General features: G+C 65.6%; 27 protein-coding genes. 14 read left to right on the forward strand and 13 right to left on the reverse strand.

The window, feature by feature from the left end; all coding sequences use genetic code 11:
• Positions 1–70 precede the first annotated feature (70 nt).
• The gene (locus tag AC1VVK_RS06755) at positions 71–1,099 is read right to left on the reverse strand and encodes an MBL fold metallo-hydrolase (protein ID WP_482904872.1); all 1,029 of its coding nucleotides are present in this window, start codon (positions 1,097–1,099) and stop codon (positions 71–73) included.
• 252 nt (positions 1,100–1,351) lie between these two features.
• On the opposite strand from AC1VVK_RS06755, the gene AC1VVK_RS06760 reads away from it, so the two are divergent.
• Entirely contained in the window at positions 1,352–1,840 is a 489-nt protein-coding gene (locus AC1VVK_RS06760; RefSeq protein ID WP_482904873.1) for a hypothetical protein, read from the forward strand.
• Positions 1,841–1,891: 51 nt separating this feature from the next.
• Here AC1VVK_RS06760 and AC1VVK_RS06765 read toward each other — a convergent pair whose 3' ends face one another.
• On the reverse strand, positions 1,892–2,668 hold the full coding sequence (locus tag AC1VVK_RS06765; RefSeq protein ID WP_482904874.1) for a class I SAM-dependent methyltransferase: 777 nt from the start codon (positions 2,666–2,668) through the stop codon (positions 1,892–1,894).
• Between the two features lie 81 nt (positions 2,669–2,749).
• On the opposite strand from AC1VVK_RS06765, the gene AC1VVK_RS06770 reads away from it, so the two are divergent.
• On the forward strand, positions 2,750–3,535 hold the full coding sequence (locus tag AC1VVK_RS06770; RefSeq protein WP_482904875.1) for a helix-turn-helix domain-containing protein: 786 nt from the start codon (positions 2,750–2,752) through the stop codon (positions 3,533–3,535).
• Between the two features lie 170 nt (positions 3,536–3,705).
• Here AC1VVK_RS06770 and AC1VVK_RS06775 read toward each other — a convergent pair whose 3' ends face one another.
• The 3 genes from AC1VVK_RS06775 to AC1VVK_RS06785 all read right to left on the reverse strand — a co-directional run bounded on the left by AC1VVK_RS06775 (position 3,706) and on the right by AC1VVK_RS06785 (position 6,648).
• Positions 3,706–4,755 carry a hypothetical protein gene (locus AC1VVK_RS06775; protein ID WP_482904876.1) on the reverse strand — a complete coding sequence of 350 codons (1,050 nt, stop codon included), beginning with the start codon at positions 4,753–4,755 and terminating at the stop codon, positions 3,706–3,708.
• 107 nt (positions 4,756–4,862) lie between these two features.
• Positions 4,863–5,693 (reverse strand): type I methionyl aminopeptidase, encoded by an 831-nt coding sequence (gene map, locus AC1VVK_RS06780; protein ID WP_132387497.1) that lies wholly within the window; start codon positions 5,691–5,693, stop codon positions 4,863–4,865.
• A gap of 88 nt (positions 5,694–5,781) precedes the next feature.
• The gene (locus tag AC1VVK_RS06785; RefSeq protein WP_482904877.1) at positions 5,782–6,648 is read right to left on the reverse strand and encodes a DUF4163 domain-containing protein; all 867 of its coding nucleotides are present in this window, start codon (positions 6,646–6,648) and stop codon (positions 5,782–5,784) included.
• A gap of 44 nt (positions 6,649–6,692) precedes the next feature.
• Between AC1VVK_RS06785 and AC1VVK_RS06790 the strand changes: the two genes are divergently transcribed.
• The 9 genes from AC1VVK_RS06790 (at position 6,693) to AC1VVK_RS06830 (ending at position 14,659) form a co-directional block, all read left to right on the forward strand.
• Complete coding sequence (locus tag AC1VVK_RS06790; protein WP_482904878.1) at positions 6,693–8,093, forward strand: leucyl aminopeptidase family protein; 1,401 nt, start codon at positions 6,693–6,695, stop codon at positions 8,091–8,093.
• 171 nt (positions 8,094–8,264) lie between these two features.
• Positions 8,265–8,591 carry an SH3 domain-containing protein gene (locus AC1VVK_RS06795; protein ID WP_132387230.1) on the forward strand — a complete coding sequence of 109 codons (327 nt, stop codon included), beginning with the start codon at positions 8,265–8,267 and terminating at the stop codon, positions 8,589–8,591.
• Complete coding sequence (argC, locus tag AC1VVK_RS06800) at positions 8,591–9,514, forward strand: N-acetyl-gamma-glutamyl-phosphate reductase (protein ID WP_482904879.1); 924 nt, start codon at positions 8,591–8,593, stop codon at positions 9,512–9,514. Before AC1VVK_RS06795 ends, argC begins: the two co-directional genes overlap by 1 nt.
• Positions 9,515–9,928: 414 nt before the next feature.
• Entirely contained in the window at positions 9,929–10,267 is a 339-nt protein-coding gene (locus AC1VVK_RS06805; RefSeq protein WP_021233466.1) for a P-II family nitrogen regulator, read from the forward strand.
• 209 nt (positions 10,268–10,476) lie between these two features.
• On the forward strand, positions 10,477–11,886 hold the full coding sequence (gene glnA / locus AC1VVK_RS06810) for a type I glutamate--ammonia ligase (protein ID WP_132387234.1): 1,410 nt from the start codon (positions 10,477–10,479) through the stop codon (positions 11,884–11,886).
• Positions 11,887–12,045: 159 nt separating this feature from the next.
• A complete protein-coding gene (locus AC1VVK_RS06815) occupies positions 12,046–13,152 on the forward strand; it encodes a hypothetical protein (RefSeq protein ID WP_482904880.1) in 1,107 nt (368 codons plus the stop codon).
• Positions 13,153–13,175: 23 nt separating this feature from the next.
• Positions 13,176–13,775 carry a fasciclin domain-containing protein gene (locus AC1VVK_RS06820; protein ID WP_482904881.1) on the forward strand — a complete coding sequence of 200 codons (600 nt, stop codon included), beginning with the start codon at positions 13,176–13,178 and terminating at the stop codon, positions 13,773–13,775.
• Between the two features lie 248 nt (positions 13,776–14,023).
• The gene (locus tag AC1VVK_RS06825) at positions 14,024–14,329 is read left to right on the forward strand and encodes a hypothetical protein (protein WP_482904882.1); all 306 of its coding nucleotides are present in this window, start codon (positions 14,024–14,026) and stop codon (positions 14,327–14,329) included.
• Between the two features lie 18 nt (positions 14,330–14,347).
• Positions 14,348–14,659, forward strand: a complete 312-nt coding sequence (locus AC1VVK_RS06830) for a lysozyme (RefSeq protein WP_482905129.1) — start codon at positions 14,348–14,350, stop codon at positions 14,657–14,659.
• Between the two features lie 11 nt (positions 14,660–14,670).
• Here the strand turns inward: AC1VVK_RS06830 and AC1VVK_RS06835 are convergent, their stop codons facing one another.
• Positions 14,671–15,189, reverse strand: a complete 519-nt coding sequence (locus tag AC1VVK_RS06835; RefSeq protein WP_482904883.1) for an Lrp/AsnC family transcriptional regulator — start codon at positions 15,187–15,189, stop codon at positions 14,671–14,673.
• A 115-nt stretch (positions 15,190–15,304) separates the two neighbouring features.
• Here AC1VVK_RS06835 and AC1VVK_RS06840 point away from each other — a divergent pair, with 115 nt between their 5' ends.
• Positions 15,305–16,285 carry a DMT family transporter gene (locus AC1VVK_RS06840; protein WP_482904884.1) on the forward strand — a complete coding sequence of 327 codons (981 nt, stop codon included), beginning with the start codon at positions 15,305–15,307 and terminating at the stop codon, positions 16,283–16,285.
• Positions 16,286–16,292: 7 nt separating this feature from the next.
• Here the strand turns inward: AC1VVK_RS06840 and AC1VVK_RS06845 are convergent, their stop codons facing one another.
• The 3 genes from AC1VVK_RS06845 to AC1VVK_RS06855 form a co-directional block, all read right to left on the reverse strand.
• Entirely contained in the window at positions 16,293–16,649 is a 357-nt protein-coding gene (locus tag AC1VVK_RS06845; protein ID WP_482904885.1) for a VOC family protein, read from the reverse strand.
• A gap of 74 nt (positions 16,650–16,723) precedes the next feature.
• Entirely contained in the window at positions 16,724–17,560 is an 837-nt protein-coding gene (locus tag AC1VVK_RS06850) for an arginyltransferase (RefSeq protein ID WP_482904886.1), read from the reverse strand.
• Positions 17,561–17,888: 328 nt separating this feature from the next.
• Positions 17,889–19,142 carry a threonine ammonia-lyase gene (locus tag AC1VVK_RS06855; RefSeq protein WP_132387247.1) on the reverse strand — a complete coding sequence of 418 codons (1,254 nt, stop codon included), beginning with the start codon at positions 19,140–19,142 and terminating at the stop codon, positions 17,889–17,891.
• 180 nt (positions 19,143–19,322) lie between these two features.
• On the opposite strand from AC1VVK_RS06855, the gene AC1VVK_RS06860 reads away from it, so the two are divergent.
• Positions 19,323–20,219 (forward strand): NAD(P)-dependent oxidoreductase, encoded by an 897-nt coding sequence (locus AC1VVK_RS06860; protein WP_482904887.1) that lies wholly within the window; start codon positions 19,323–19,325, stop codon positions 20,217–20,219.
• Complete coding sequence (locus AC1VVK_RS06865) at positions 20,216–21,922, forward strand: amidohydrolase (RefSeq protein WP_482904888.1); 1,707 nt, start codon at positions 20,216–20,218, stop codon at positions 21,920–21,922. The genes AC1VVK_RS06860 and AC1VVK_RS06865 overlap by 4 nt, the downstream gene beginning before the upstream one ends.
• Before the next feature lie 218 nt (positions 21,923–22,140).
• Here AC1VVK_RS06865 and tatC read toward each other — a convergent pair whose 3' ends face one another.
• The 4 genes from tatC to scpB all read right to left on the reverse strand — a co-directional run bounded on the left by tatC (position 22,141) and on the right by scpB (position 24,472).
• A complete protein-coding gene (gene tatC / locus AC1VVK_RS06870; protein WP_132387253.1) occupies positions 22,141–22,959 on the reverse strand; it encodes a twin-arginine translocase subunit TatC in 819 nt (272 codons plus the stop codon).
• A 30-nt stretch (positions 22,960–22,989) separates the two neighbouring features.
• The gene (tatB, locus tag AC1VVK_RS06875; protein WP_482904889.1) at positions 22,990–23,424 is read right to left on the reverse strand and encodes a Sec-independent protein translocase protein TatB; all 435 of its coding nucleotides are present in this window, start codon (positions 23,422–23,424) and stop codon (positions 22,990–22,992) included.
• 23 nt (positions 23,425–23,447) lie between these two features.
• Positions 23,448–23,696 (reverse strand): twin-arginine translocase TatA/TatE family subunit, encoded by a 249-nt coding sequence (locus AC1VVK_RS06880; RefSeq protein WP_482904890.1) that lies wholly within the window; start codon positions 23,694–23,696, stop codon positions 23,448–23,450.
• A gap of 158 nt (positions 23,697–23,854) precedes the next feature.
• Positions 23,855–24,472 (reverse strand): SMC-Scp complex subunit ScpB, encoded by a 618-nt coding sequence (gene scpB / locus AC1VVK_RS06885; protein WP_132387259.1) that lies wholly within the window; start codon positions 24,470–24,472, stop codon positions 23,855–23,857.
• Positions 24,473–24,474: the final 2 nt, after the last annotated feature.

Here is a 24,474-nt window from a genome sequence, read left to right on the forward strand (position 1 = left end):
AGCTCTGCGGAGAGGGGCGTCAACGGCAAGCGCAGCCGGTCCGGAGGGGGTGCGCCCGGTCGAAATCGCTTCAGCTTTCCAGCGAATAGCCTGCCTCGCGCCATGCCTTCATCCCGCCGTCGAGCGCGCTGGCGCGGGGGAAGCCAAGGTCGCGCAGGGTCGCGGCGGCCAGCGTGGAGATCTTGCCGAACTCGCAGCAGGTCACGATCTTCACGGTCGGATCGCAGAGCATGGCGTTGACGCGCAGTTCCAGTTGCCCGCGCGGCAGGTGCACGGCCCCGGGGACGTGACCGGCCTCGAAGGCGTCCTTTTCGCGCACGTCCAGCACCACGAAGTCCCCGCGATTGGCGCCGACGCGCGCGGCCAGTTCCTCCAGCGCGATGAACGGCACGCGGGCAGCGGCATCGGCCAGCAGTTGCGCCACCGTCCGGCCGCCGTTCATGTTGGTGCGCAGCGCCTCGGTCAGGTGTCTCGGCGCGGCGAGGTCCAGTTGCTGCATCATCGCCACGAATTCGGCGCGGTCGGTCTTCTGGAGGCGCGGATTTCCGGCGATCTCGGCAGCGATGGTGGAATGGGTGCGGCCCTTGTAGTCGTGCGCCGGGAAGACCAGCGTGTCTGGCGGCAAGGTCAGCAGCTTGCCGAACAGACTGTCGAACAGGGCCTCGGGATCGCCGCTCGGCAGGTCGGTGCGCCCGGTGCCGCCGATCAGCAGGGTATCGCCGGTGAACACCCGGTCTTCCGCCACGATGCACATCGAATCGCGGGTATGGCCCGGCGTGTGCAGGGCCCGCAGCCGCAAGCCGCCGACGATCAGCATGTCCCCATCGTCCAGCCGCATGTCGGCATAAGGCGCGGGGCTCAGCCGGTTCATCACCACCGGCGCGTGGAGCAATCCGGCAAGCTCCCGGCTGGCCGAGAAGTGGTCGGCATGGGTATGCGTGTCGAGTACATAGCGCACGTGCACGCCCATCTGCCCGGCAAGGCCCATGTAGCGGTCTATCTGGGACTGTTCGGGATCGATCAGGATCGCCGCACGCGTATCCCCGCAGGCGAGGAGGTAGGACTGGCAGCCACCTGTCGCGATCTGCTCGAAGATCATCGGCATCTTCCCCGGCAAGAGTGGCCTATTCTTGCCCCTCATCGGCGCGGGCAACAAGGGCGCGAGTCCGTTTCGGGCGCATATCTTTCGGATATCCCGGCGGGATTCCGTGCCGGCCCGCGCGCTGCACAGGCAGTTCCGGACGGGGCGAGCCCTGGTCGGGGTGGACCGAATCTGCCCGTCTTGCCTTGGGCGGTACGGGAATCCTAACCCTCGGCGTCCCGATCCCGATTTTCAGATCAAGGACATGTCATGAAATTCGCATCCGCCGCGCTTGCGGTTCTCGCCGGCGCTAGCGCGCTCGCCGCCACGCCCGCCATGGCCAGCGTCGTGAACGCAGAGGCCAATCTGGCCCGCTCCGAAGGCGACTGGGGCGGCGAACTGGCACTGGGGGTTCCCGTAGTCCAGGATGGCGGGTTCGAGATCACGCCCGGCGTCGGCCTGTTCTTCCATGAGCGTGACCACCCGAACTACTACCACGACAATGGCGATTGCTTCAGCAAGCAGAGCGGCAATCAGGTTTCCGGCGGCAAGTGCGACAATTCCGGCACGACCATCTTCGCCAAGCTGGAGGCGACCTATCGCCTGCCGATGTCGCTCGCGGTCGGCGTGGGTGCGCGGCTGACGGGCGATAACCTGCGTCCTTACGGCACCGTATCGATGCCGGTGTTCCCGCATCTCAATCTCAAGGGGAATGTCGGCGATCACTACCTTGCGGCGGGGTTGCAGGCGCGGTTTTGAGATATCGTGTTCCTCCCCTTGAGGGGGAGGAACTTCATTGATCGTCCCGACCTAAACCGCTTCGATCGTCACCGTATCGATGGTGAACGAACCATCCGTCTCGATCCCGAACCATTCCGCCACTTCAGCCGGAGCGACTGCCTGCAGCGCCCGGATCGCCGCCACCCGCTCGGGCGGAGTGCGCATGCGGGCAGTCCAGACCGGGAAGTCCATCCGCAGCCGCGCGGTTCGTACCTCACGCACCGTGAACCCGGCGCGATCCAGCATCGCGATCCACTGTGCCACCGTGTAATCGCGCACATGGCTGACATCGCGGAGCAGTTCCACGGCCTGCAGATGCGTGTCCGCCGAAGCATCGCCCGGCGCCACCACGTCCACGAAGATCGCCGGCGAACCCGCCTTCAGCACCCGCCGCGCCTCACGCAGGCCCACTTCAGCATCGCGCCAGTGGTGCGTGGAAAAGCGGCAGCCGAGGAAATCGAAGCTCTCATCCGCGAACGGCAGCGCTTCAGCAGGCGCCGCTTCCACCGCGATATTCCCGAGGCCGCGCCGAACAGCCTCGGCAGCGACTTGTTCCAGCATCTCCGGCGACAGATCGCAGGCCGTCACCTTCTCAGCATGCGGCGCCATGGCGTAAGCCACGTGCCCACCGCCCGCGCCAAGATCGATCGCGTGGCGCGGCGCGGCAACGAGCGCGCGGGCGGCGATGGTTTCGAGATCCGCGCCTGAGGCGTGGACGGCACTGGTCACATAGGCAGCGGACATTTCGCCGAACTGGCTTTTCGCCAGCCCATGCTGCGTCGGGGCATATTCAGTCTGATCGGTCATGGTCGATCTCCTTTCGCCGCCTCAAATGAACGCAATTTAGCCTGTTACAATGTAGATAATTATCCTGTTATAACCGCCACCATGTCCACCGAGGAACAACGCCGCCTGCTGGGCGCCTTCGTCCGCGCCCGCCGCGAAGGGCTCGCGCCCGAAGGCCATGCCCGCCGCCGCCGCACGCCCGGTCTGCGGCGTGAGGAACTGGCCGCCCGCGCCGCCATCGGCACCACATGGGTCGCCTGGATCGAACAGGGCCGCGAAGTGCGCCCTTCCGCCGAAACGCTCGGCCGCCTTGCCGGTGCCCTCAGCCTCTCGCCGGCCGAGCGCGACTACCTCTTTTCGCTCGCCGAGCGGCGCGATCCCGCCGATCCCTTCGCCGCTCCGCGCGAGGCCGCGCCGCCCGCGATTACCGCCGCCGTGGCCGCCCTGCCCTTCCCGGCCTATGCGCTGGATCCGGCATGGTCGGTCTGCGCCGCCAATGCCGCCGCGCGCCGCCTGTTTGCAGGACTGTTCGACAGCGAAAGCGCGCCCAACTTATTGCGATACGTCTTCACTCACCCCGCCGCGCGCAGCCTGCTGCCCGACTGGCACACCCGCGCCATGCGCCTGCTCGCCGAGTTTCGCCGCGACTACGGGCGTGTGATGAGCGACCCGCGCGTCGCTGCCGTGGTGGAATGGCTCCAGAACGAAAGTCCGGAATTCCGCGAAGGGTGGGAGAGCCAGTCGGTGCTCGCGCGCGAAGGCGGGGCACGGGATTTCCTGCATCCGGAGGACGGGTTGTTGCGCTTTACCCAGCACACTCTGGCGGATGTGGAGCGGGAGGATTTTCGCCTGGTGTTTCTGGAACCGGCCGAGGCGGCAAAGCCCTGACGTCAGCACAATCAGACCGGCCAGTTCCTTAAACTCCGTCGCCCCCGCGAAGGCGGGGGCCCCGCTGCCTTTTTACCTCGCCTCAAAGAACAAGCGGGGTCCCCCCCGCGCGGGGACGACGGGGAGTATTGGGGGTTGGTTTGAGTGGGGATCCGAACGAGAGTTGCGGCCTAAAGCTCCATCACACTCGGCTTGCTCGACCGCTCGATCATGCCCGTCGTCCGCTCGCCATCCCAGGTGTAGAAAGCGTGGCTCTGCTGCACGAGCGGGAAGTCCTTCGGCCAGTCCGGCGGCAACACATGCCCGCCGCGCGAGCGAGTATTGATGAACGTCTCGCCCGCGATCTCCACGCGGCGCCCGTCGATGGTTTCCAACACGAAGGACACGTTCTCCCCCCCGGTCAGGAAACGCCGCAACCACGGCACCTGCACCGGACGCGCGGGCGTGCGAGTGCCGTCCGCATCGATGATCCAGCCCTCGGCGTAATTGAGACCGCCATCGTCACGCGGAGGATAGATGTTGAACCCGAAGGCCCGCCCGCTGGGGAAGACGGCGCTCTGCCAGCAATGCCCCCAAAACCCGGCAAAGGCGCGGAAGCCGGTGCGGCGGATGCGTAGGCCATTGGCCTTGAACGGGCGGCTCTCGCCATTGACGGTGAGCGTGCCGGTGCAGCGGAAAAGCTGTTCGTAGCGCGGGCTCATGAAACTGCCCTGCTCGCCCCCCAATGCCTCGGCGGCTTCGGGAAGGAGCGAGCCCGGCACCCAAGGCGGCGCGGCCATTTCCATGTCGACGGCGATTTCGAGGTCGGCCCAAGCCGTTTCCTCGAAGCCGGGATTGTCGATGATTTCCTGCGCCGTGGTTTCGGCCACTTGGCCCTTGTAGGTCGCAGTCCAGCGGCGGAAGGGCTCCACGCATTCGAAGCGGACGGGGCCGGTGCCGCGCACGGTGGGGCGGCCATCGGCACCGTAGGGCGCGTGCGTATCGCCATCCCCGCGCTTGGAGAGCAGGCGGCCATCGGCGAAAGCGACGTCCAGCCAGAACTCGTGGCGATCCCAGTGCGAGCCCACCGCTTCGACACCGATGCGCATGGCGAAGAGGCCGTTTTCCTCCTCGATCCAGACGTTCACGGCATCGCGGAGGCCATCGTCGGGCTTTTCGGCCACGACGAATTCACGCTCTTCGGGAACTCCGCCTGACAAGTCCATCGCTGCGGTGGCCATGGCAATCTCTCCTCGGTTTTGCCGGGGAGGCTGTCATGACATGCAAACGAGGTCACGCCCCGGCACATGCGCCGGGGCGATATCCTGCCTGCCTCAATCGGTAACGATCAGGCGTAAGGCGGCTTGTGGAGGCCTTTGGGGCTGGTCGTGAAGATCTCGCAGCCCGTTTCGGTAATGCCGATCGAGTGCTCGAACTGCGCCGAGAGCGACTTGTCGCGCGTCACCGCCGTCCAGCCGTCCGAAAGCAGCTTCACCGGCGGCTTGCCGAGGTTGATCATCGGCTCGATGGTCATGAACATGCCGGGCTTGAGCAGCGGCCCAGTGCCCGGGCGACCGGCGTGAACCACTTCGGGCGCGTCATGGAACAGGCGGCCGAGGCCGTGGCCGCAGAACTCACGCACGACGCCGTAACGCTGCGACTCGGCATAGGCCTGAATGGCCGCGCCGATGTCGCCCACGCGGTTGCCGGGCTTGGCCTGCTCGATACCGATCATCAGGCATTCGTACGTCACGTCGACAAGGCGGCGGGCCTTCAGCGCGACATCGCCGGCCAGGTACATGCGGCTGGTGTCGCCATGCCAGCCATCGAGCAGCGGGGTCACGTCGATATTGACGATATCGCCGTCCTTGATTGTCTTTTCCGACGGAATACCGTGGCAGACGACGTGGTTGATCGAGATGCAGCACGAATGCGCATAGCCGCGATAGCCAAGAGTTGCGGGCACGGCGCCGCCGTCGAGCGTCAGTTCGCGCACCTTGTCGTCGATCTCGGCGGTGGACACGCCCGGCTGCACCATCGGCGCGATTTCGTCGAGAATCATGGCGGCAAGGCGGCCTGCCTTGCGCATGCCCTCGAAGCCCTCAGGCCCGTGCAGCTTGATGGTGCCGTCGCGCAGGACGGTTTCGTTTCCGGGTTCGACGGTCTGGTATTCGGTCATGTCCACCAAGATAGCGAGGCCGCGCTGAAAATGCGAATCGGGAGTGCGCAGTCACGGTTGCCTTTCATGCAGCCGCAGCCTTCCGCGCTTATTTTCCCAGCGAAAAGCTCGCGCGGTACTGCGGTTTCAGCGTCGCCATCACGGCAGCGGTGACAGGTAGCGTGATCTCGTAACTGCCTTCCGCATAAGGCCCCGCATTGTAGGGCGGCACCAGCAGGCCGATGCGGTTGAACGTCTGCCCGTTGGTGGATCCCAGAATCACCACTTGCTCGACCGGATCGATGCAGTCCGAGAACATCTCGTCGCTGCCCGAGGCGACCGGGGCGCCGCGCCGCTTGCCGCGTTCCTTGTCCAATGCCGCGCAGAACGGCGTGCGCAGCGCTTTCGAGAGTGCTGCCTTGCTGACGAACAGGTCCTCCGGCTTGCGCACGGTTTCAGCGTGGCGGTCCCATAGCAGGGTCTCGAACGTGCTCATCCCATGCGCGCCGCCAGTGAAAGTATAGAGCTGCGACGACAGCGAGAGCCAGCCGGGCAGGTCGGCCACGACCTTCCAGTCCTCCCCGTAGCTGTGCGCGTGGTAGGGGAAGCCCTGCTTCTTGGCCTCGCCCCGATCAGTCCGCGAGGACGAGATGAGTTCCGAGCGCGCCTGTTCAAGCTGCTTATCAAGCTCCGCCTTCAGGCCGGGGATCGAGCCCGCCGCGTCGGGGTAGGAATAGCTGAATTCGTAAAGGTCGTTCTCGACCTTCTCCGAGCGGCCGCCGCCGACCGGGTCGCTGGCGGGAACGGCGCTGGCATCGGCCGCTGGCTCGCTCGCTTCCTCGGTCACGACCGCCTCCTGCGTGACGGTTTCGGTGACCGTTTCGCTCGGGTTGGGCGTGGTCCCGGCCTTGCAACCGGCGGTCAGAAGCATCGTCGTGACCACGGGGGTCAGCAGCCATCCGCGATTTCGCATCATTTTCCTCTCGGCTCACGCTCGCTGCGAGGCTAGAGAATCCCGCCATGAGCGACAAGAACGCATTGATTCAGCCCGACCGCGGCCAGAAGGCCGTGACCATCCATCTCGTCACGCGCGATGGAATGGAGCAATTCCTCAAGGGACTGCCGGTTCCACAGCGCGCCGCGCTGGATGCGCAGAAATTCGTGGGCGATGCGGGCAGCCATGCCATCGTGAGCGATGGCGACGGCTGGTCGGTGATCGCAGGCGTTGCCGATCCGGCGAAGCTGACCTCTTGGTGCCTCGGCAAGCTGGCCGATGTGCTGCCCGCCGGTACTTATCGCTGCACAGGCGGCGAGGCCGGAAAGGCCATGCTCGGCTGGATCGCCGGGCAGTACCGCTTCGACCGCTATCGCTCCGATCCTTCGGAAGAAGGCCCGCGCGTGCTGCTGACCACCGAGGTCAAGGCGATCGACGCCATGATCGCCGAGGCCGAGGCGACCGAACTGGTCCGCGACCTCGTCAACACGCCCGCCGAGGACATGGGGCCGGGACATCTTGAGGCAGAGGCCGAATCGCTCGCCAAGGCGTTCCGCGCCGAAGTACGGGTAACGCGCGGGGAAATGCTCGAACGCGAATATCCGATGGTCCATGCCGTCGGCCGCGCGGCGGGCCGCGCCCATGCGCCGCGCCTGATCGAGTTGGAATGGGGCGACCCCAAGCATCCGAAGATCGCCGTCGTCGGTAAGGGCGTCTGCTTCGATTCGGGCGGTCTCGACATCAAGCCGGGCGCCGGCATGCTGCTGATGAAGAAGGACATGGGCGGCGCCGCGCATGCCCTTGGCCTTGCCCGGCTTATCATGGGTGCGCAGCTTCCGGTGCGCCTGCATCTGCTGATCCCGGCGGTGGAGAATGCGATCTCGGGCAATTCCTTCCGCCCCGGCGACGTGCTGCGCAGCCGCGCGGGCATCTCGGTTGAGATCGGCAATACCGATGCCGAAGGACGTCTGATTCTGGGCGATGCGCTCACCCGCGCGGGCGAGAAGGAGCCCGAACTCGTGATCGACTTTGCCACGCTGACCGGCGCCGCGCGCGTGGCGGTGGGCCCGGACCTGCCCGCACTGTTCACGCGCGAGGACAGCACCGCGCAGGAGATCCTCGATGCCGGTCTGGCCGTGGACGATCCCTGCTGGCGCTTGCCGCTTTACGACGGCTACCGCGAATATCTGAAGTCCGATCTGGCCGACATCAACAATGCCGGATCGAGCGGTTTTGCGGGATCGAGCACCGCCGCGCTGTTCCTCGACCGCTTCCTGCCCAAGGACATCGACTGGGCCCATTTCGACACTTTCGCATGGCGCCCCGCCGCCCGGCCGGGCCGTCCCAAGGGCGGCGATGCGCTGGGTCTGCGGGCGGCGTGGTATATGTTGAAAGCACGCTACGGCGGTGCCGCCGCCAAGGCCTGAACCGCGCTTCGCAAAGGAACGCCGTAAGAGCGGCGTTCATCGATTGACGGCCCAACCTTGCGAAAAGTGCGCGCCCCCGCTAAGCGCGCGCTCCTTGCATTTGGAGATTTACCCACGTTGGCCACTGAGGATTCCTTTACCCGCCCTCCCCGGATCGATGGACAACTTGCCATGACCGGGCCGAGCGTGACCGCGGATCCCGGCTGCCTGCCCGTTCGCGGCGACCTGGCGCACATCAAGCTCGCCGGGCGCTGCTTCGTGCCGCACTATGCAGTGCCGATGCCGCATCGGATCGCGGCAGGTGCCGTCCTGCGCGCCACCGGCCGCGACGACGCCGATGCCATCCGCGACCTGCCCGAGGGCGAGACCTTCAACGTGCTCGACATTGCCGGAAGCTGGGCCTGGGGCCAGCTGGGCGAGGACGGCCAGGTCGGCTATGTATCGCTCGACCGGATCGCCGCGATGGATGCGGCTGCCGGTGCGGGAGTTCAGGGCTGATGGCAAAGAGCGTCTTCATCGACGGCGCGGCCGGTACCACCGGCCTTGAAATCGCCGAGCGGCTTGCCGGGCGCGACGAGTTCGAGCTGATCGTTCTCGATGACGCGCGCCGCAAGGACGACGCTGCCCGCGCCGAGGCGCTCAATGCCGCCGATTTCGTGATCCTCTGCCTGCCCGACGATGCCGCCAAGGCCGCCGTAGGCATGATTCGCAATGACACCACGCGCGTGATCGACGCCTCTTCGGCGCACCGCGTCGCGCCGGGCTGGGCCTATGGCTTTCCCGAACTGGTCGGCCGCGAGACGATTGCCGCCGCCCGCTTCGTCAGCAATCCGGGCTGCTATCCCACCGGCTTCATCGCCCTTGTCGCGCCGCTCGTGCGCGCGGGCCTGCTGCCGGCCGACTGGCCTTACGTCTGCCACGCCGTTTCCGGCTATTCGGGCGGCGGCAAGGCATTGATCGGCCGGTTCGAGGAAGACCGCGATATCGCTTTCCGCGCCTATGGCCTCGGCCTTGGCCACAAGCACGTGCCCGAGATGCAGACGCATGTCGGCCTGGCCCATGCGCCGCTGTTCGCGCCGGCCGTGGTGCCCGCGCATCGCGGCATGCTGGTGGAAGTGCCGCTGCACCTCTCGGTCATGCAGAACGCCGGAAGCCCCGCCGAACTGCGTAACGCCTTGGCGGAGTTCTATGCCGGCAGCCCGATCGTCTCGGTGATCGATGACCAGCCCGACGAACTGCTGCTGCGCGCGTCGATGGAACCGGTGGACTCGCTGACGCTGCGCGTGCTGGGTGCCAAGGACGGCACGCAGGCGCGCCTCGTTGCCATGCTCGACAATCTCGGCAAGGGCGCGAGCGGGGCGGCGGTGCAGAACCTCAACCTGATGGCGGGCCTTCCGGAGACTGCCGGACTCCGGCTCTGAAGCTCCAGACATCCGTCTGGACAAAGCTTTCCAGCTGAACGAACATGAGCGCCGCAGGTCCCGAACCGGACCTGCGGCGCTTTTCGCATGGGCCACGGCATGGCGTTAACCATGCCGCTTGGGGCTGTGCCTGAACACCGGGCACGCGGACGCCGCCTGCACAATTTTCAGGCACGCCCTGCCTGTTTCTTGAACAGAAGTTGTGCCTCCGCCGGGGTTTACCCGCATAAGGCTGCTAAACAGCCATGGTAAAAGGTACAAATCCGGGCTTTTCGCGCCTGCACACTTCGCCTAGGACTTTCTCATCCGCATTGGCACGATTCTTGATGGGAATCGCGCGCGAGGCAGCTGGTTCCCGGGACCGGACTCCTCATCGGAAGAAGCCGGGAAACAAGCGCAGGGGTCTAGACAGGCGTGAAGAAAATCGAAGCTATCATCAAGCCGTTCAAACTCGATGAAGTGAAGGAAGCGCTGCACGAAGTGGGCGTCTCGGGCATCACGGTTACCGAGGCCAAGGGTTTCGGCCGCCAGAAGGGCCACACTGAACTCTATCGCGGCGCCGAATACGTGGTGGACTTCCTGCCCAAGGTGAAGCTTGAGGTGGTCGTGCCCGACGCGCTGGCCGAACGCGTGGTCGAAGCGATCGCGGACGCCGCGCAGACCGGCCGCATCGGCGACGGCAAGATTTTCGTGGTGCCGATCGAAACCGCCGTGCGCATCCGCACCGGCGAGCGCGACGACGACGCGCTCTAAACCAGGAGCGCCGAACTGAATTCAAGGGAAGCCCCCGCCTGTCTTCTGACCGGCAGGCATTCCCGCACAAAGCTTTTCCAGCCCTTTGCTGAATTCAGAAAGGGGCCGGATCGGGAATGGATGGTCGGGGGGCCATCCATTCCCGCAAGAATGCCAAAACCCGAAAGACTCTTTCGCAGGCGGAAGAGCATCACTGGAGAACCAAGATAATGGCTAGTGCAAAGGACGTCCTGAAGAAGATCAAGGACGAGGAGATCGAGTGGGTCGATCTGCGCTTCACCGACCCGAAGGGCAAGTGGCAGCACCTCACCATGGTCTCGACGATCCTCACCGAGGATGAGCTCGAAGACGGCCTTATGTTCGACGGTTCGTCGATCGAAGGCTGGAAGGCCATCAACGAGTCGGACATGATCCTCAAGCCCGACCTTGACGCCGTCTATGTCGATCCGTTCTCGGCAACCCCGATGCTGATCGTGTTCTGCGACATCGTCGAACCCTCGACCGGCGAACTCTATGCCCGCGATCCGCGCTCGACCGCGAAGCGCGCTGAGTCGTTCGTCCGCTCGGCCGGTTTCGGTGACACCGTCTACGTTGGCCCCGAAGCTGAATTCTTCATGTTCGACGACGTGAAGTTCTACGACGGTTACGACGGCAACGGCTTCAAGATCGACGACATCGAACTGCCGACCAACACCGCCAAGGACTACGACGTGGGCAACCTCGCCCACCGTCCGCGCGCCAAGGGCGGCTACTTCCCGGTCGCTCCGGTCGACTCGGCTGTCGACATTCGCGCCGAGATGGTCTCGACCATGCTCGAAATGGGCCTGCCCTGCGACAAGCACCACCACGAAGTGGCTGCTGCCCAGCACGAACTCGGCCTGACCTTCGGCACGCTGGTCACCACTGCCGACCGCATGCAGATCTACAAGTACGTCGTGCACATGGTCGCACAGGCTTACGGCAAGACCGCCACGTTCATGCCGAAGCCGATCATGAAGGACAACGGTTCGGGTATGCACACGCATATCTCGATCTGGGACAAGGGCAGCCCGCTGTTCGCCGGTAACGGCTACGCCGGTCTCTCGGACATGTGCCTGTACTTCATCGGCGGCGTCATCAAGCACGCCAAGGCCCTCAACGCCTTCACCAACCCGACCACCAACAGCTACAAGCGCCTGGTGCCGGGCTACGAAGCCCCCGTGCTGCTCGCCTACTCGGCGCGCAACCGTTCGGCTTCGTGCCGCATCCCCTACGGTGCGGGCGACAAGGCAAAGCGCGTGGAATTCCGCTTCCCCGACGCGATGGCCAACCCGTACCTGTGCTACGCCTCGCTGCTGATGGCTGGCCTCGACGGCATCAAGAACAAGATCCACCCTGGCGACGCCATGGACAAGAACCTCTACGATCTGCCGCCGGCCGAACTCGCCGAAGTGCCGACCGTTTGCGGTTCGCTCCGTGAAGCGCTCGACTCGCTGGCCGCTGACCACGACTTCCTTCTCGAAGGCGGCGTGTTCACCAAGGACCAGATCGAAGCCTACCTCGAACTCAAGTGGCCCGAAGTGCTGCGCTGGGAAACCACGCCGTCGGCCGTTGAATTCGACATGTACTACAGCGCCTGATCGCGCATCCTTCCTTTCGGGGAAGGAGCATCAGTTCGCCGAGTGGGGCGCCCGGAGCAATCCGGGCGCCCTTTTCGTTTCCTGTGCGTTTCCCTACGATGCGGCTGCGGGGAACAGCCGCCCTGATGCGGCGTTGCCCCTCATCGAAAGGAATTCCCGATGGTCCGCATCCGCAGCACGCTGACGCTGGGAACCGCGACGCTGGCGCTGCTTTCGCTTACCCCGCCGGCAAGCGCGCAGCAGCAACCGGGCGAAGGCCACGGCACGCCGGAGCGCGAAGGCGGGCCGCAAGCCCCTTCCCCGCAGGGCCCGCGACAGGACGCCCCGCCACCTCGCGAAAACGCACGGCCAGGCGAGTCCAGACAGCAGGAAAGCACGCGCCCTGCCCAGCCGCACCCCGAAGCATCGCCCCACGCGCTCCCGCGCGAGGATCAGCGCCAACCGGCTCCGGATGCCCCCAAGGACGTGGGGCCCGGACAGATCCCGGCTCAGCCGCGCCAGCAGCAGGAAGCCGAGCGACGGCGCGAACAGGAGCAGCGCTGGCAGCAGCAACGCACGGGCCAGCGGCCGATTCGCGAGGATGTGCGCGAAGTCGCCCATCGGGACGCGCATGGCCGGTCGTTCCAGGTGCCGACCAATGACCGTGTCAATGTCGTCACCACCTCCAGCCGGTCCGATTGGGCCACCGCCGCGCAGCGCCGCAGTTTCGAGGGTTGCCCGCCGGGGTTCGGAGCCCGCTACCAGAACTGCGCGCCGCCCGCGCTGGCCGAGCCCGTCCACCACCGCTGGAACCAGCCCGACTGGTACGGCGCCTACGATCGCAACACCGGCTATCGCTACGCCGACGGCTACCTGCTCCGCCTCGGCCCCAACAGCGCCGTGGCCAGCTACGTCCCCTTGCTCGGCGGGGCGCTGGCGGTCGGGCGATCCTGGCCCGGTGCCTATAACGCCGTGGCCCTGCCGGATCATTACACCCGTTACTACGACCTCGGCCCCTCCAGCACTTATCGCTACTATGACGGTGTGATCTACCGCGTGGCTCCGACCAACGCGGCGATTACTGCTGTTGCGGCGCTGCTTACCGGCGATGCCATCGCGGTGGGCCAGCCGATGCCGGCGGGCTACGACGTCTACAACGTGCCTTACAATTATCGAGACCAGTACTTCGATGGGCCCGATGCGTTATACCGCTATTCAGATGGCGCAATTTACCAGATCGATCCCGCCACCCGCCTCGTGCGGGCGGCGATCGAACTGCTCGCCTGACCTGCTCCAAGGAAATGCCTCCGATGCGCAACGCCCTCCTCGCCGCACCGCTGCCCGTTGCGCTCGCACTGGCCCTGACCGTCTCCGCCGCGCTGGGGCTGGCCGCCTGTTCGGGCAAGCAGAGCCCGGCCGCCGAAACCGCCAGTGAGACGCCGGCCGCCGCAGTGACACCTGCGAGCGCGACCCTGCCCGAAGTGCTGGACGATGCCGACGGCATGCAGACCATGGCCGAAGCGCTCAAGACCACCGGCATCGAGGGCGTGTTCAACGACAAGGGCAGCTACACCCTGCTCGCGCCAGAGGACGATGCTTTCGACGCGCTGGGCGACAAGGGCAAGGCGCTGATCGAGGCCAATGACCACGCCGCTCTCGCCGCGCTGGTGCGCAATCACATGCTCACCGGCTACATGACGCCCGAGGATATTGCCGCCGCAATCGCCGCCAGCAGGACCGGCAAAGTGACGATGCCGACACTGGGCGGCGGCACGGTGACGTTCTCGAAGACCGGCGAGGCCATCACCGTGACCGCCGACGACGGATCGCAGGCGACGATCGAGGACAGCCCCGTGGCTGGCGGATCGAGCATCGCCATTCCGGTGAGCGGGGTCCTCCGGAAGATCTAGTCCATCGGAGCAAAAGGACGCGGCGCCGCTCGGTGCGAGCAGAGAATCCTTGCGAAAGTCCATGTGCTTAGGCTCCGATCTCACGGAAATCGGCGCGTTTGGCCGCGACGATTAAGTTTTGTTCACTATATGTTCTTTTCTCGACAGATAGCGGAAACTGCGATCTAGTCGCCCCCGTCCAGCTCGGCATCGAATCGGGCGGTTCGGGAACGCGCCTTTTCCGTTCACGCGATCGAGAAGGACAGGACATGAACAGGAAACCGATCTTCGATGCGGTCCGCAAGCTGTTGGACCGCCCGTTCACGCAGCCCGAAGTCGATGCACTGGACGAGGCGATCGACCTCGCCACCTCCGCGCTTCCCGCCACTACCGCACCGGAACCCACGCCGCCCGAACCTGCATCGGTGCCCGACGCTTCGGGCCGGACGCTCGGTGCGGCGGGCGCCAAGCTCATCAAGAAATGGGAAGGCTGCGAGCGGCACCGCGCCGATGGCAAGTTCGATGCTTATCCCGACCCCGGCAGCGCCGACGGCAAGCCCTGGACCATCGGCTGAGGATCGACCGGCCCCGACATCCGGAAAGGCACGGTCTGGACCCAAGCCCAGTGCGACGAACGCTTCGATGAGGACATGAAGTCCTACGTGGGCCAGGTCGCGCATTTTATCGGCGATGCCCCGACCACGCCGAACCAGTTCGATGCCCTCGTCTCGTTCCAGTACAATACCGGTGCGATTGCCTCCTCGACCCTGGGCAAGCTGCACAGGCAGGGCAAGTTCGCCGAGGCGCAGCAGGAATTCGCCAAGTGGATCTTCAACGACCACAAGCCGATGGCGGGCCTGAAAGCGCGGCGGGCGGATGAGGCGAAGCTCTACGGCACGCCCTGAACTTCGCCCGCTCAGCCGGGTGGAGGAATCACGATCCCCGTGTCCACCTTCACCCGGTCGAGCGCGATCAGCGAACCGTAGCTGGCGATGCAGTCGTTCTCTGCAAACAGCTCGCGCGTCAGCGCCTCGTAAGCGCGCATGTCACTGGTGACGATGACGAGAACGAAGCTGACGCCGCCAGTGACGTAGTAGCATTGCTGCACTTCGGGGCGGGCGCGAAACAATGCCTTGGCGGCATCGACAGTCGGTGCGCGTTCGTCTCGCAAGTTCACCTGCACGATCGAAGTGATGCCCTGCCCCAGCGCCTCGGGATCGACCAGCGCGACATTGCGCACGATCACGCCCGCTGCCTCCATCGCCGCGATGCGCCGCTGCACCGCCGCGGCCGAGAGGTTTACGGCCTCGGCAATACGGCGCTGCGGCGTCCGCGCGTCCTGCTGGACGATGCGCAGGATGGCCCGGTCGAACGAATCGAGCCGGCGGCCGGAAGATGGCGGGGATTGCTCGGTCGGTGCGGTTCGTCTGGTCATGAAGCGGGTTTTTGTTGCATTCTGAAGCCGAATCAAGAGCACACGCCTCACCACGGTGATGATATGTCTCGCCGCATCGGCATCGTGGAGTGGGAAGATGGAAATGGCGGGAAGCATGGCTGAGGGCACGGGCGCCGCGCGCTCGACACTGCTCGGCGTGCTGTGCGGCGTGGGTGCGGGCGCGCTCTGGGGGCTGGTATTCCTTGCGCCCGAACTGGCGCGCGCGTTCAGCCCGCTCGAACTCACCATCGGCCGCTACCTCTGCTACGGCGCGATTTCGGCTCTGCTGCTCGCCTCGCGCTGGAAATCCATCACCGCGCACCTCTCGCGTGAAGCATGGATCGCGCTCGTCTGGCTAGCGCTGGCCGGTAACACGCTCTACTTCGTGCTGCTTGCCAATGCCGTGCAGATCGGAGGCATCGCCATGGCATCCATCGTCGTCGGCTTCCTGCCGTTGACGGTCACTGTAGTTGGCAGCCGCGACCATGGCGCGGTATCGCTCGCGCGGCTGGCGCCTTCGCTGCTGCTCTGCGCGGCGGGCGTGATCTGCATCGGCTGGCAGGCCATCGCGTCACCGGGGAACACGCCGCTGGCGACACGCGCCCTGGGGCTTGCCTGCGCATTCGGCGCGCTTGTTTCGTGGAGCGCTTTCGCGGTGGGCAACAGCCGCTGGCTCACCCGGCTCGACGCGGTATCCGCGCATGACTGGAACCTGCTGATCGGCGTCGTCACCGGGCTGCAAAGCCTGCTGCTGGTGCCGCTGGCGCTGTGGCAAGCCGACGCCGCGCGCAGCTCCGCCCAATGGACCACATTCCTCTCGGTCTCGCTCGGCGTCGCCGTGCTCGCCTCGATCACCGGCAATGCGCTGTGGAACCGGATGAGCCGCCTGCTACCGCTGACAATGGTCGGACAGATGATCCTGTTCGAAACGCTCTTCGCGCTCGCCTATGCGCTCGTCTGGGAGCATCGCTTGCCCACCGTGTTCGAATCGGCGGCCTTCGTCCTGATGGTGGCTGCCGTGCTGACCTGTCTGGCCGCGCACCGCAAGCCCGCCAGCGCCGATCTGGCCCCTCTCGGCGAAGGCGGGGCCCACTGAGCGCCGCTCATTCGGCGGGGGGCTCCCACAATTCAATCGGATTGCCTTCCGGATCGTGGATGCGGGCGAACTTGCCCGTCTCGGGCGTATCCCATTCCGGATTGGTGGTGACCTCGATCCCGGCCTCGCGCAGCGCCGAAAGAAGCGGATCCAGCGCGTTGACGCGGAAGTTGATCATCCACTGCCTGTCAGCGGGAAAATAGTCCGTGTCGCGCGCGAAGGGCATGAACACGGTGGGCCCGGCCTGCTGCATCCACTGATACGAATCGTTGAGAGCCACGCCCAGGTGCGTGCGATACCACGCCTGCAAGGCCGCCGGATCATCCGCCCGAAAGAACACGCCGCCAATACCGATAGCCGCCATGAAGCGCTCCCACCCAGGCCGCGAACCGGCCGAATTCTACCGCAGCGCGCTCGGGAGTCAGCCGCTGCGCGGCGTCACCGCGCGATCGAGGGTACGCCGTCCTTGCGGGCATTCTCACCAAGATCGGCGCGACTGCGGGGATTGGCCACGGCGGCGGCGATCAGGCGTTCCTGCTCTTCGGCGGTGAAGCGTTCCCAGCCGGTGCGGCCGAGCTTTTCCATCGGGCGGAAGCGCACCTTGTATTGCATCCGCGGCGAGCCTTCGACCCAGTAGCCGAGATAGACGTAGGACAGCCCCATCTCACTGGCGCGGCTGATATGGTCGAGGATGATATAGGTCCCCAGCCCCTGCCGCTCATGCGCGGGATCGTAGAAGCTGTAGATCATCGAGAGACCGTCGCACTGGCGGTCGGTCAGGCAGGCGCCGACAAGGCGGCCGGGAGTCACGCCGTCCACCGAAGGCTCGCGATATTCGATCACGTAGCTGGTGACGGGGGTGTGTTCGACCATGTCGGCAAAGTCGACATCGTCCATCGAGGTCATCCCGCCTTCGGGGTGACGCGCCGCAAGGTAGCGCTGGAGCAGTTCGAACTGCTCGCTGGTGGACCAGGGGCGGCAGACCGTGGCGACAAGGTCGCTGTTGCGCTTGATCAGGCGCTTCTGCGTGCCCGAGGGCACGAATTCGTCGGCCACCACGCGCACCGAGATGCAGGCGTTGCAATCGAGGCAGGAGGGGCGATAGGCCACCGTCTGGCTGCGGCGGAAACCGATCCGGCCGAGCGCATCGTTGAGCGAATCCGCGTGGGGGCCCTTGAGTTCGGTGAAGACCTTGCGCTCGCTGCGCCCCGGAAGATAGGGGCACGGCGCCGGGCTGGTCACGAAGAACCGGGGAAAGCGAACGGGAGCCGTCACGGGCGCAGTCTATCCTCTGGCTGACGGTAGACGGACTTTTCTTAAGCCGCCTATCCGTGTCTGCCCTGAATATGCATGCGCCCGCGAGGTGTTGAAAGTCTTTTAACCACAAATATGGAGCTGTTCGCGGCAAAATCGGACCGGAGGCCCGCCGTTAACCGTCTATTGTCCCGTAACGGGGCGCCCGATGGTTCAGGCAACAGCCGGGCCGCGCCGCAAACCCGCTCCGAGACTCATTCCGAATCCAGCGCGTCACGCCACCGGTCTAAATCGGGAAGTTCGTTTGGAATCGGGATCTTGCCCGATTCCAAACGGATACTTCGCAAGGTCAGTCGGTTTCGACTTGTCGCACTTCATAACCTTCGCGGCGCAGCGCGGCGACGAGGGCATCAAGCTGCGCCCGGTCTCGCGCCTCGCACTCGATCTCGGTCACGAGTCCCTTGGCGGGCAGGTGCGTGAAGATGCGCTGATGGAACACCTCGATGATGTTCACATTGTGCTCCTGGAACACCTTGGCGACCTTGAACAGCGCACCTGCGCGGTCCTGCAAGCCGATCTTCAGGCGCGCGAGACGGCCCGAACGGGCAAGATCGCGCAGCAGCACGTTGGCGAGCAGGCGCGTATCGATATTGCCGCCCGAGAGCACGATGCCGACCTTGCGGCCCGCGAACAGCTCGCGGTTGGCCATGACGGCGGCAAGGCCGGTGGCGCCCGCGCCTTCGACCAGCGTCTTTTCGATCTGCAACAGCAGCGCCAGCGCGCTCTCGATGCCCGATTCGCTCACCAGCAGGAACTCGTCGAGCAGCTCGCGCAGCACTTTCGAGGTGAACTGGCCCGGCGCGAAGACGGCGATGCCTTCGGCCAGCGTGTCTCCGCCGATGGGCAGACTGGTGCCCTTGAGCAGATTGTACATCGAGGGATAGAGCTGTGCCTCGACACCCACGAGCCGGATGTCCGGCTTGATCGCGCGCGCCGCCGTGCCCATGCCAGAGGCGAGCCCGCCGCCGCCGATCGGCAGCACCAGGGTGTCGATCTCCGGCACGTCTTCCAGCATTTCGAGCGCGACAGTGCCCTGCCCCGCCGCGACATGCGGATCGTCGAACGGGTGGATGAAGGTCAGGCCCAGTTCGGTCTCAAGCTTGCGGGCATGGGCATAGGCCTCGTCGAAGCTTTCGCCTTCGAGCACGACTTTGCCGCCCACGCTCTCGGTCTGCATGACTTTCACGGTCGGCGTGGTGCGCGGCATGACGATGGTCACGGGCACGCCCAGCCGCGTGCCGTGGTACGACAGGCCCTGCGCGTGGTTGCCGGCGGAAGCGGCGATCACGCCGCGCGATTTGCGTTCTTCATCCAGCAGCAGAAGGGCATTGAGCGCGCCGCGTTCCTTGTAGGCGGCGGTGAATTGAAGGTTTTCGAACTTGAGCCAGATGTCGGCGCCGGTGATCGCGCTCAGCGTGGTCGAATAGAGCGTGGGCGTGCGGACGATCTTGCCAATAATGCGGCCGGCCGCGCTGCGAACGTCGTCGGCAGTCAGCAGGGGCCCTTCGGGCTCCGCGGCGATCGTGAGAATTGGCTGTTCCATAGTGGCCGCGCCTAAAGGAAAGCCCGGGCCAAGGAAAGGCCGGCGTTATGAAAAAGCGCAGCACCCGATTTCACGGTAATTTTATTACGCCATCACGGCCGTCGTTGATTTGCATCGCAACGCACAAATTAAGCGTCCACTGTGGTTTGCTTTCGTGCAAAAAACGGTAGAACGCTTGCCATGAGCGAGCGACGCAAGGTTTCCTTCATCGGCCTCGGTGTAATGGGCGGCGCCATCGCGCGGCACATTGCGCTCGCGGGCCACGAACTCACCATCTACAACCGCTCGCCCGAGCGGGCGCGGAAATGGGCGGATGACAATCCCGGGCTTGCCCACCGCATCGCCGCGAATCCGGCCCATGCGGCGCAAGATGCCGAGGTGGTGATCACCTGCGTCGGCAATGACGACGACCTCTCCGAAGTCGTACTGGGCCCCAACGGCGTGTTCCGCATGCTGAAGAAGGGCGCCACTTTCATCGACCACACCACGGTTTCCGCCCGCATCGCCCGGCAGATTTCGGTCGAGGCGCGGGACTTGCGGATCCACTGCGTCGACGCGCCGATGACCGGATCGCAGAGCGGCGCCGAGCAGGGCACGCTCACGCTGATGTGTGGCGGACGCGACGACGCCATCGAGGCCGCGCGCCAGGTGATGGAAGCCTATTCCCACCGCATCGTCCATGTCGGCAAGGCGGGATCGGGCCAGATCGCCAAGATGGCCAACCAGATCTGCATCGCCGGCAATGTTGCCGCGCTGGCAGAGGCGGTGCGTTTTGCGCAAGCCTCCCACCTCGACATGGACAAAGTCTACGAGGCGATCTCGGGCGGTGCCGCGCAGTCGTGGCAGATGGACAACCGCTGGCATTCGATGAACGCGGACGATTTCGACTTCGGCTTCGCAATCGACTGGATGCGCAAGGATCTGGGCCTCAGCCTCGATGAAGGGCGCGGCCTTGGCGTCTCGCTGCCGGTGGCGGCGCTGATCGACCAGTTCTTTGCCGACATTCAGGCACAGGGCGGCGGCCGTCTCGATACCAGTGCGATCATCAAGCGCCTGCCTAAAAAGGGTAATCCGTGAGTTTCAGGAAAAGCGCAGGGCTCGCCCTGCTGCTCGCCTCGGCCCTCGCCCGTCCGGCGTGGGCTGACGTGCTGGTGGACAACGTCAATGGCGTCACGGGCGACGGCAAGGGCGGGATCGAGCACTTCGAAGGCTTCCTGATCGACGATCAGGGGCGCGTGGCGCAAGTCTTCCACCACGGCGACAAGCGGCCGAAGAAGGTCGCCTATCAGGTCGACGGCAAGGGCCGCAACGTGGTGCCCGGCATGATCGACGCGCATGGGCATGTCATGGCGACGGGCTTTGCGAAGATGACGCTCGACCTGTCGATGGCCAAGACGCTGGACGAGGCGCTTTCGCGAATCACCGCGTGGTCCGCGGCGCATCCCGACCTGCCGTGGATCCTGGGCGGCGGCTGGAATCAGGTGCAGTGGGGGCTGGACCGCATGCCCACCGCCGCCGAACTGGACCGTGCGACCGGCGGCAAGCCCGCCTGGCTGACGCGCGTGGACGGCCATGCCGGCTGGGCCAATTCCGCCGCGCTCGCTGCCGCCGGTGTCTCGGCCGCGACCGCCGATCCGTCGGGCGGAGAGATCGTGCGCGCCGCCGGCTCCAAGGCGCCGGCGGGCGTCTTTGTCGATGGCGCGATGGGGCTGATCGAATCGAAAATGCCCAAGCCTCGGCCCGAGGACCGCGACACCGCCTTTGGCGAGGCGCAGCTCGCGCTCTTGGCGCAGGGCGTTACCGCCGTCGCCGACATGGGCACTTCGATCGAGGACTGGCAGGCCTTCCGCCGCGCCGCCGATCTCGGCAACTTGCGCATCCGTGTGGTTTCCTATGCCGATGGCATCGACAACATGGTGCTGATCGGCGGCCCGCATCCAACTCCGTGGCTCTATGCCGACCGGCTGAAGATGAACGGCGTGAAGCTCTATCTCGACGGCGCGCTGGGTTCGCGCGGGGCGTGGCTCAAGGCACCTTATGCCGATGCGACGGGCACCAAGGGCCTGCCGCGCATGAGCCAGACGCAGCTCAGCAACCTGATGAGCCGCGCCGCCATCGACAACTTCCAGATCGCCGTCCACGCCATTGGCGACGAGGCGAACGCCACCCTGCTCGATTCGATTGCCGAGCTTTCCGCCACCTACAAGGGTGACCGGCGCTGGCGCGTCGAGCACGCGCAGATCGTCGACCCCGCGGATATCCCGCGCTTCGGGCAGTTCGGCACGATCGCCTCGATGCAGCCGCAGCATCAGGCCTCCGACCGGGTCATGGCCGAAGCGCGCCTTGGCCCCCAGCGGCTTGCGGGCGCTTATGCGTGGAAGTCTATAGCGGCCACCGGGGCGCGGCTTGCGTTCGGGTCGGACACGCCGGTCGAGCCTTCAGAGCCCTTCGTCGGCATGGCGGTCGCCATTTCGCGTCAGGGTGCGGATGGGCAGCCGGCGGGCGGCTGGCAGCCGCAGGAGATCCTCTCGCGCGAAGCCGCGCTCAACGCCTATACGACCGGGGCGGCCTACGCGATGTTCGCCGAAGACCGCCTGGGCCGCATCGCCAAGGGGTATCGCGCGGACTTCCTGTTCGTGGATGTGGACCCGATGCTGGCTACCCCGCAGCAGCTACGCGCGACGCGGGTCTCCGAGACATGGATCGGCGGCCAGATGGCATGGTCCGCCGCGAAGGATCGGCTGATCCCGGAGAAGAAGGTCGACGACACCGGGCGCTGAGTTGTTTTACTGAGGGGCCCGGACCTTACTCAATCCGAGCGGCCCTTACGCTCCCTCTGCCTCCTCTGCTTCCGCCCCAACCAACTCCGTCATCCCCGCGAAGGCGGGGATCCCGCTTGTTCTTGCGGCGGGGAGAAAAGGAAGCGGGGCCCCCGCCTTCGCGGGGGCGACGGGGGATATGAGCCGAGGGCGAGCCCGCCCCCGCTCAAGCCCTGCAATTATTCCGCAAGGACCTCGCCCTCGGCAGAAGCTTCTTCCTCAGCCTTGGCCTTCTCGCGCGCTTCGGACCGCTCCGTGAACCACATGACGATCAGCGTGCCCTCGTAGAGCGCCAGCAGCGGCACTGCGAGGAGCAGCTGCGACACGACGTCCGGCGGCGTCGCCACAGCGGCGATGATGAAGATGCCGACGATGGCGTAACGGCGAGCGCCCACGCACTGCTTGCGGGTGATGATCCCCGCGCGGTTGAGCAGCATCAGCAGCACCGGCAGCAGGAACGAGATCCCGAACGCCAGAATGAACTGCATGACCAGCGCCAGATAGTCGCCCGTGCCCGGCAACGCTTCCAGTTTCAGGCCGCCCTTGTCGCCCTGGAAATTGAGGAAGAAGTGGAACGCCGTAGGCATCACCACATAATAGGCCAGCGCCGCGCCCATCATGAACAGGATCGGCGTTGCGATCAGGAACGGCAGGAAGGCCTTCTTCTCCTTGGCGTAAAGCCCCGGAGCGACGAATGCCCAGATCTGGTTGGCGATCACCGGGAACGACAGGAAGAACGCCGCGAACAGCGCGATCTTCACTTCCACGAAGAAGGCTTCATAGAGCTTGGTGTAGATCAGCCTGCCCTGCCCCGGCGGGAACGCCTCGGTCAGCGGCCGCACGAGGAAGGCGAAGATGTCGCCCGAAAAGTAGAAACACACGCCGAACGCCACCGCGAACGCCATGAAGGCGCGCAGCAGACGGGCGCGCAGTTCGATCAGGTGATCGAGCAGCGGCGCCTGCGAATTGTCGATATCTGAGATGCGGAAGGGCTGCATGGTTGCGGCTTTACAAGAGGACGCGGCGGATCAGGGCGGCGGAGGCGGTATGTGGAATTCATCCCGGCGCTCGCCCGCGTGCTCCACGGCGGGTGCCTCGGCATGAGGGCCGGCTTCCGGGGCGGGCAGCGAGTTGGGCTCATGCTGATGCTGGGGCGTGTCCTCGGAGAGGATGTCCGCCGGCGTCACGCGGGAGGCCGGGGGCAGCATTTCCTCGGCACTGGGCAGAACGGGATTGGCCTTCATGATGGCCTCGTTCTGCTCGCGCCACTTGCGCTCCATTTCCTCAAGCTCGGCCTCGCGCACCATGGCGTCGATACCGGCGCGGAAGTGCCCGGAGATCTTGCGCATCTTGCCGATCCAGCGACCAGCCGTACGCATCGCCAGAGGCATGTCCTTGGGACCGATGACAACGACCGCCACGATGACGATCAACAGGAGTTCGGATGCACCGACGTCGAACATGGCGGCGCCTTATCCTTGCCCGCTCAGACCTGCTCGGACTTGTTTTCGGCGTTCGCCGGAGCCACCGGGGCATCCTGCTGCGTCGCCGTGATCTGCGGCGCAGGGGCAGGCGTGGAAGCCGACTTCTTGGCCTCTTCCTCGTTCATGCCTTCCTTGAAGCTCTTGATGCCCTTGCCGAAGTCACCCATGATTTCCGACACACGGCCGCGACCGAACAGCACGAGCACGATGACCAGCACGATCATCCAGTGCCAGATCGACAAGCTACCCATAACCTCAACTCCAAAAACTGTCGGTCGATTAAGACCTGCGATACCCGCTGGTCGATTCCGACCCTATCAAGTTCATCTAGGGACTTTCGTCCCAACTTGCCAGCCTGTCGTCATGGCGCCCCACTCCGACCTTGCCGCGATCGGCTCCGGAGACTCCATCAGGCCTCGTCCTCGGTATCCTCGTCACCGTCGTCATCCGGCGGTTCGTCGGAAGTATCGAGCGGCTCGGGCCGAAGCGCCGTTTCTATCATTTCCTCGTCAACCGGGTCCAGCAGGCCCGCCGCGCGCAATTCGTCTATCCCCGGCAGTTCCTTCAGCGATTCCAGGCCAAAATGGGCCAGGAAATCGGGCGTGGTGGCATAGATCACCGGGCGGCCCGGCACCTCGCGGCGGCCGGCGACGCGTACCCATCCCGCTTCCATCAGCACGTCGAGCGTGCCCTTGGCTGTCTGCACGCCGCGGATCGCCTCGATCTCGGCGCGGCTGACCGGCTCGTGATAGGCGACGATGGCCAGCACCTCGGTCGCCGCGCGCGACAGGCGGCGCGGCTCCTCCTTTTCGCGGCGCAGCAGGTGGGCAAGATCGGGCGCGGTCTCGAAGTGCCAGCGCCGTCCGCGCTCAACGAGGCGAATGCCGCGCCCGTCGTAATCGGCCTTGAGTTCGGCCAATGCGGGCCGCACGTCCGCCTGCCCGAGATGGGCGGATATCTGCTCGGCGGTCAGAGGCTGTTCGGCGGCAAACAGCGTGGCCTCCACCGCGCGGACGAGATCATCCATGT

Source organism: Novosphingobium sp. BL-S-32 (assembly GCF_056857055.1).

Coding starts and splice junctions, on each gene's coding strand:
- AC1VVK_RS06815 (WP_482904880.1), top strand. CDS start 12,046: ATGGTCCGCATCCGCAGCACGCTGACGCTGGGAACCGCGACGCTGGCG.
- AC1VVK_RS06775 (WP_482904876.1), bottom strand. CDS start 4,755: ATGGCCACCGCAGCGATGGACTTGTCAGGCGGAGTTCCCGAAGAGCGT.
- AC1VVK_RS06855 (WP_132387247.1), bottom strand. CDS start 19,142: ATGGAACAGCCAATTCTCACGATCGCCGCGGAGCCCGAAGGGCCCCTG.
- AC1VVK_RS06770 (WP_482904875.1), top strand. CDS start 2,750: ATGTCCACCGAGGAACAACGCCGCCTGCTGGGCGCCTTCGTCCGCGCC.
- map (WP_132387497.1), bottom strand. CDS start 5,693: ATGACCGAATACCAGACCGTCGAACCCGGAAACGAAACCGTCCTGCGC.
- AC1VVK_RS06790 (WP_482904878.1), top strand. CDS start 6,693: ATGAGCGACAAGAACGCATTGATTCAGCCCGACCGCGGCCAGAAGGCC.
- AC1VVK_RS06825 (WP_482904882.1), top strand. CDS start 14,024: ATGAACAGGAAACCGATCTTCGATGCGGTCCGCAAGCTGTTGGACCGC.
- glnA (WP_132387234.1), top strand. CDS start 10,477: ATGGCTAGTGCAAAGGACGTCCTGAAGAAGATCAAGGACGAGGAGATC.
- AC1VVK_RS06785 (WP_482904877.1), bottom strand. CDS start 6,648: ATGATGCGAAATCGCGGATGGCTGCTGACCCCCGTGGTCACGACGATG.
- AC1VVK_RS06820 (WP_482904881.1), top strand. CDS start 13,176: ATGCGCAACGCCCTCCTCGCCGCACCGCTGCCCGTTGCGCTCGCACTG.
- AC1VVK_RS06880 (WP_482904890.1), bottom strand. CDS start 23,696: ATGGGTAGCTTGTCGATCTGGCACTGGATGATCGTGCTGGTCATCGTG.
- AC1VVK_RS06755 (WP_482904872.1), bottom strand. CDS start 1,099: ATGATCTTCGAGCAGATCGCGACAGGTGGCTGCCAGTCCTACCTCCTC.
- AC1VVK_RS06760 (WP_482904873.1), top strand. CDS start 1,352: ATGAAATTCGCATCCGCCGCGCTTGCGGTTCTCGCCGGCGCTAGCGCG.
- AC1VVK_RS06795 (WP_132387230.1), top strand. CDS start 8,265: ATGACCGGGCCGAGCGTGACCGCGGATCCCGGCTGCCTGCCCGTTCGC.
- AC1VVK_RS06860 (WP_482904887.1), top strand. CDS start 19,323: ATGAGCGAGCGACGCAAGGTTTCCTTCATCGGCCTCGGTGTAATGGGC.
- AC1VVK_RS06845 (WP_482904885.1), bottom strand. CDS start 16,649: ATGGCGGCTATCGGTATTGGCGGCGTGTTCTTTCGGGCGGATGATCCG.
- tatC (WP_132387253.1), bottom strand. CDS start 22,959: ATGCAGCCCTTCCGCATCTCAGATATCGACAATTCGCAGGCGCCGCTG.
- AC1VVK_RS06840 (WP_482904884.1), top strand. CDS start 15,305: ATGGCTGAGGGCACGGGCGCCGCGCGCTCGACACTGCTCGGCGTGCTG.
- argC (WP_482904879.1), top strand. CDS start 8,591: ATGGCAAAGAGCGTCTTCATCGACGGCGCGGCCGGTACCACCGGCCTT.
- scpB (WP_132387259.1), bottom strand. CDS start 24,472: ATGGATGATCTCGTCCGCGCGGTGGAGGCCACGCTGTTTGCCGCCGAA.
- AC1VVK_RS06765 (WP_482904874.1), bottom strand. CDS start 2,668: ATGACCGATCAGACTGAATATGCCCCGACGCAGCATGGGCTGGCGAAA.
- AC1VVK_RS06835 (WP_482904883.1), bottom strand. CDS start 15,189: ATGACCAGACGAACCGCACCGACCGAGCAATCCCCGCCATCTTCCGGC.
- tatB (WP_482904889.1), bottom strand. CDS start 23,424: ATGTTCGACGTCGGTGCATCCGAACTCCTGTTGATCGTCATCGTGGCG.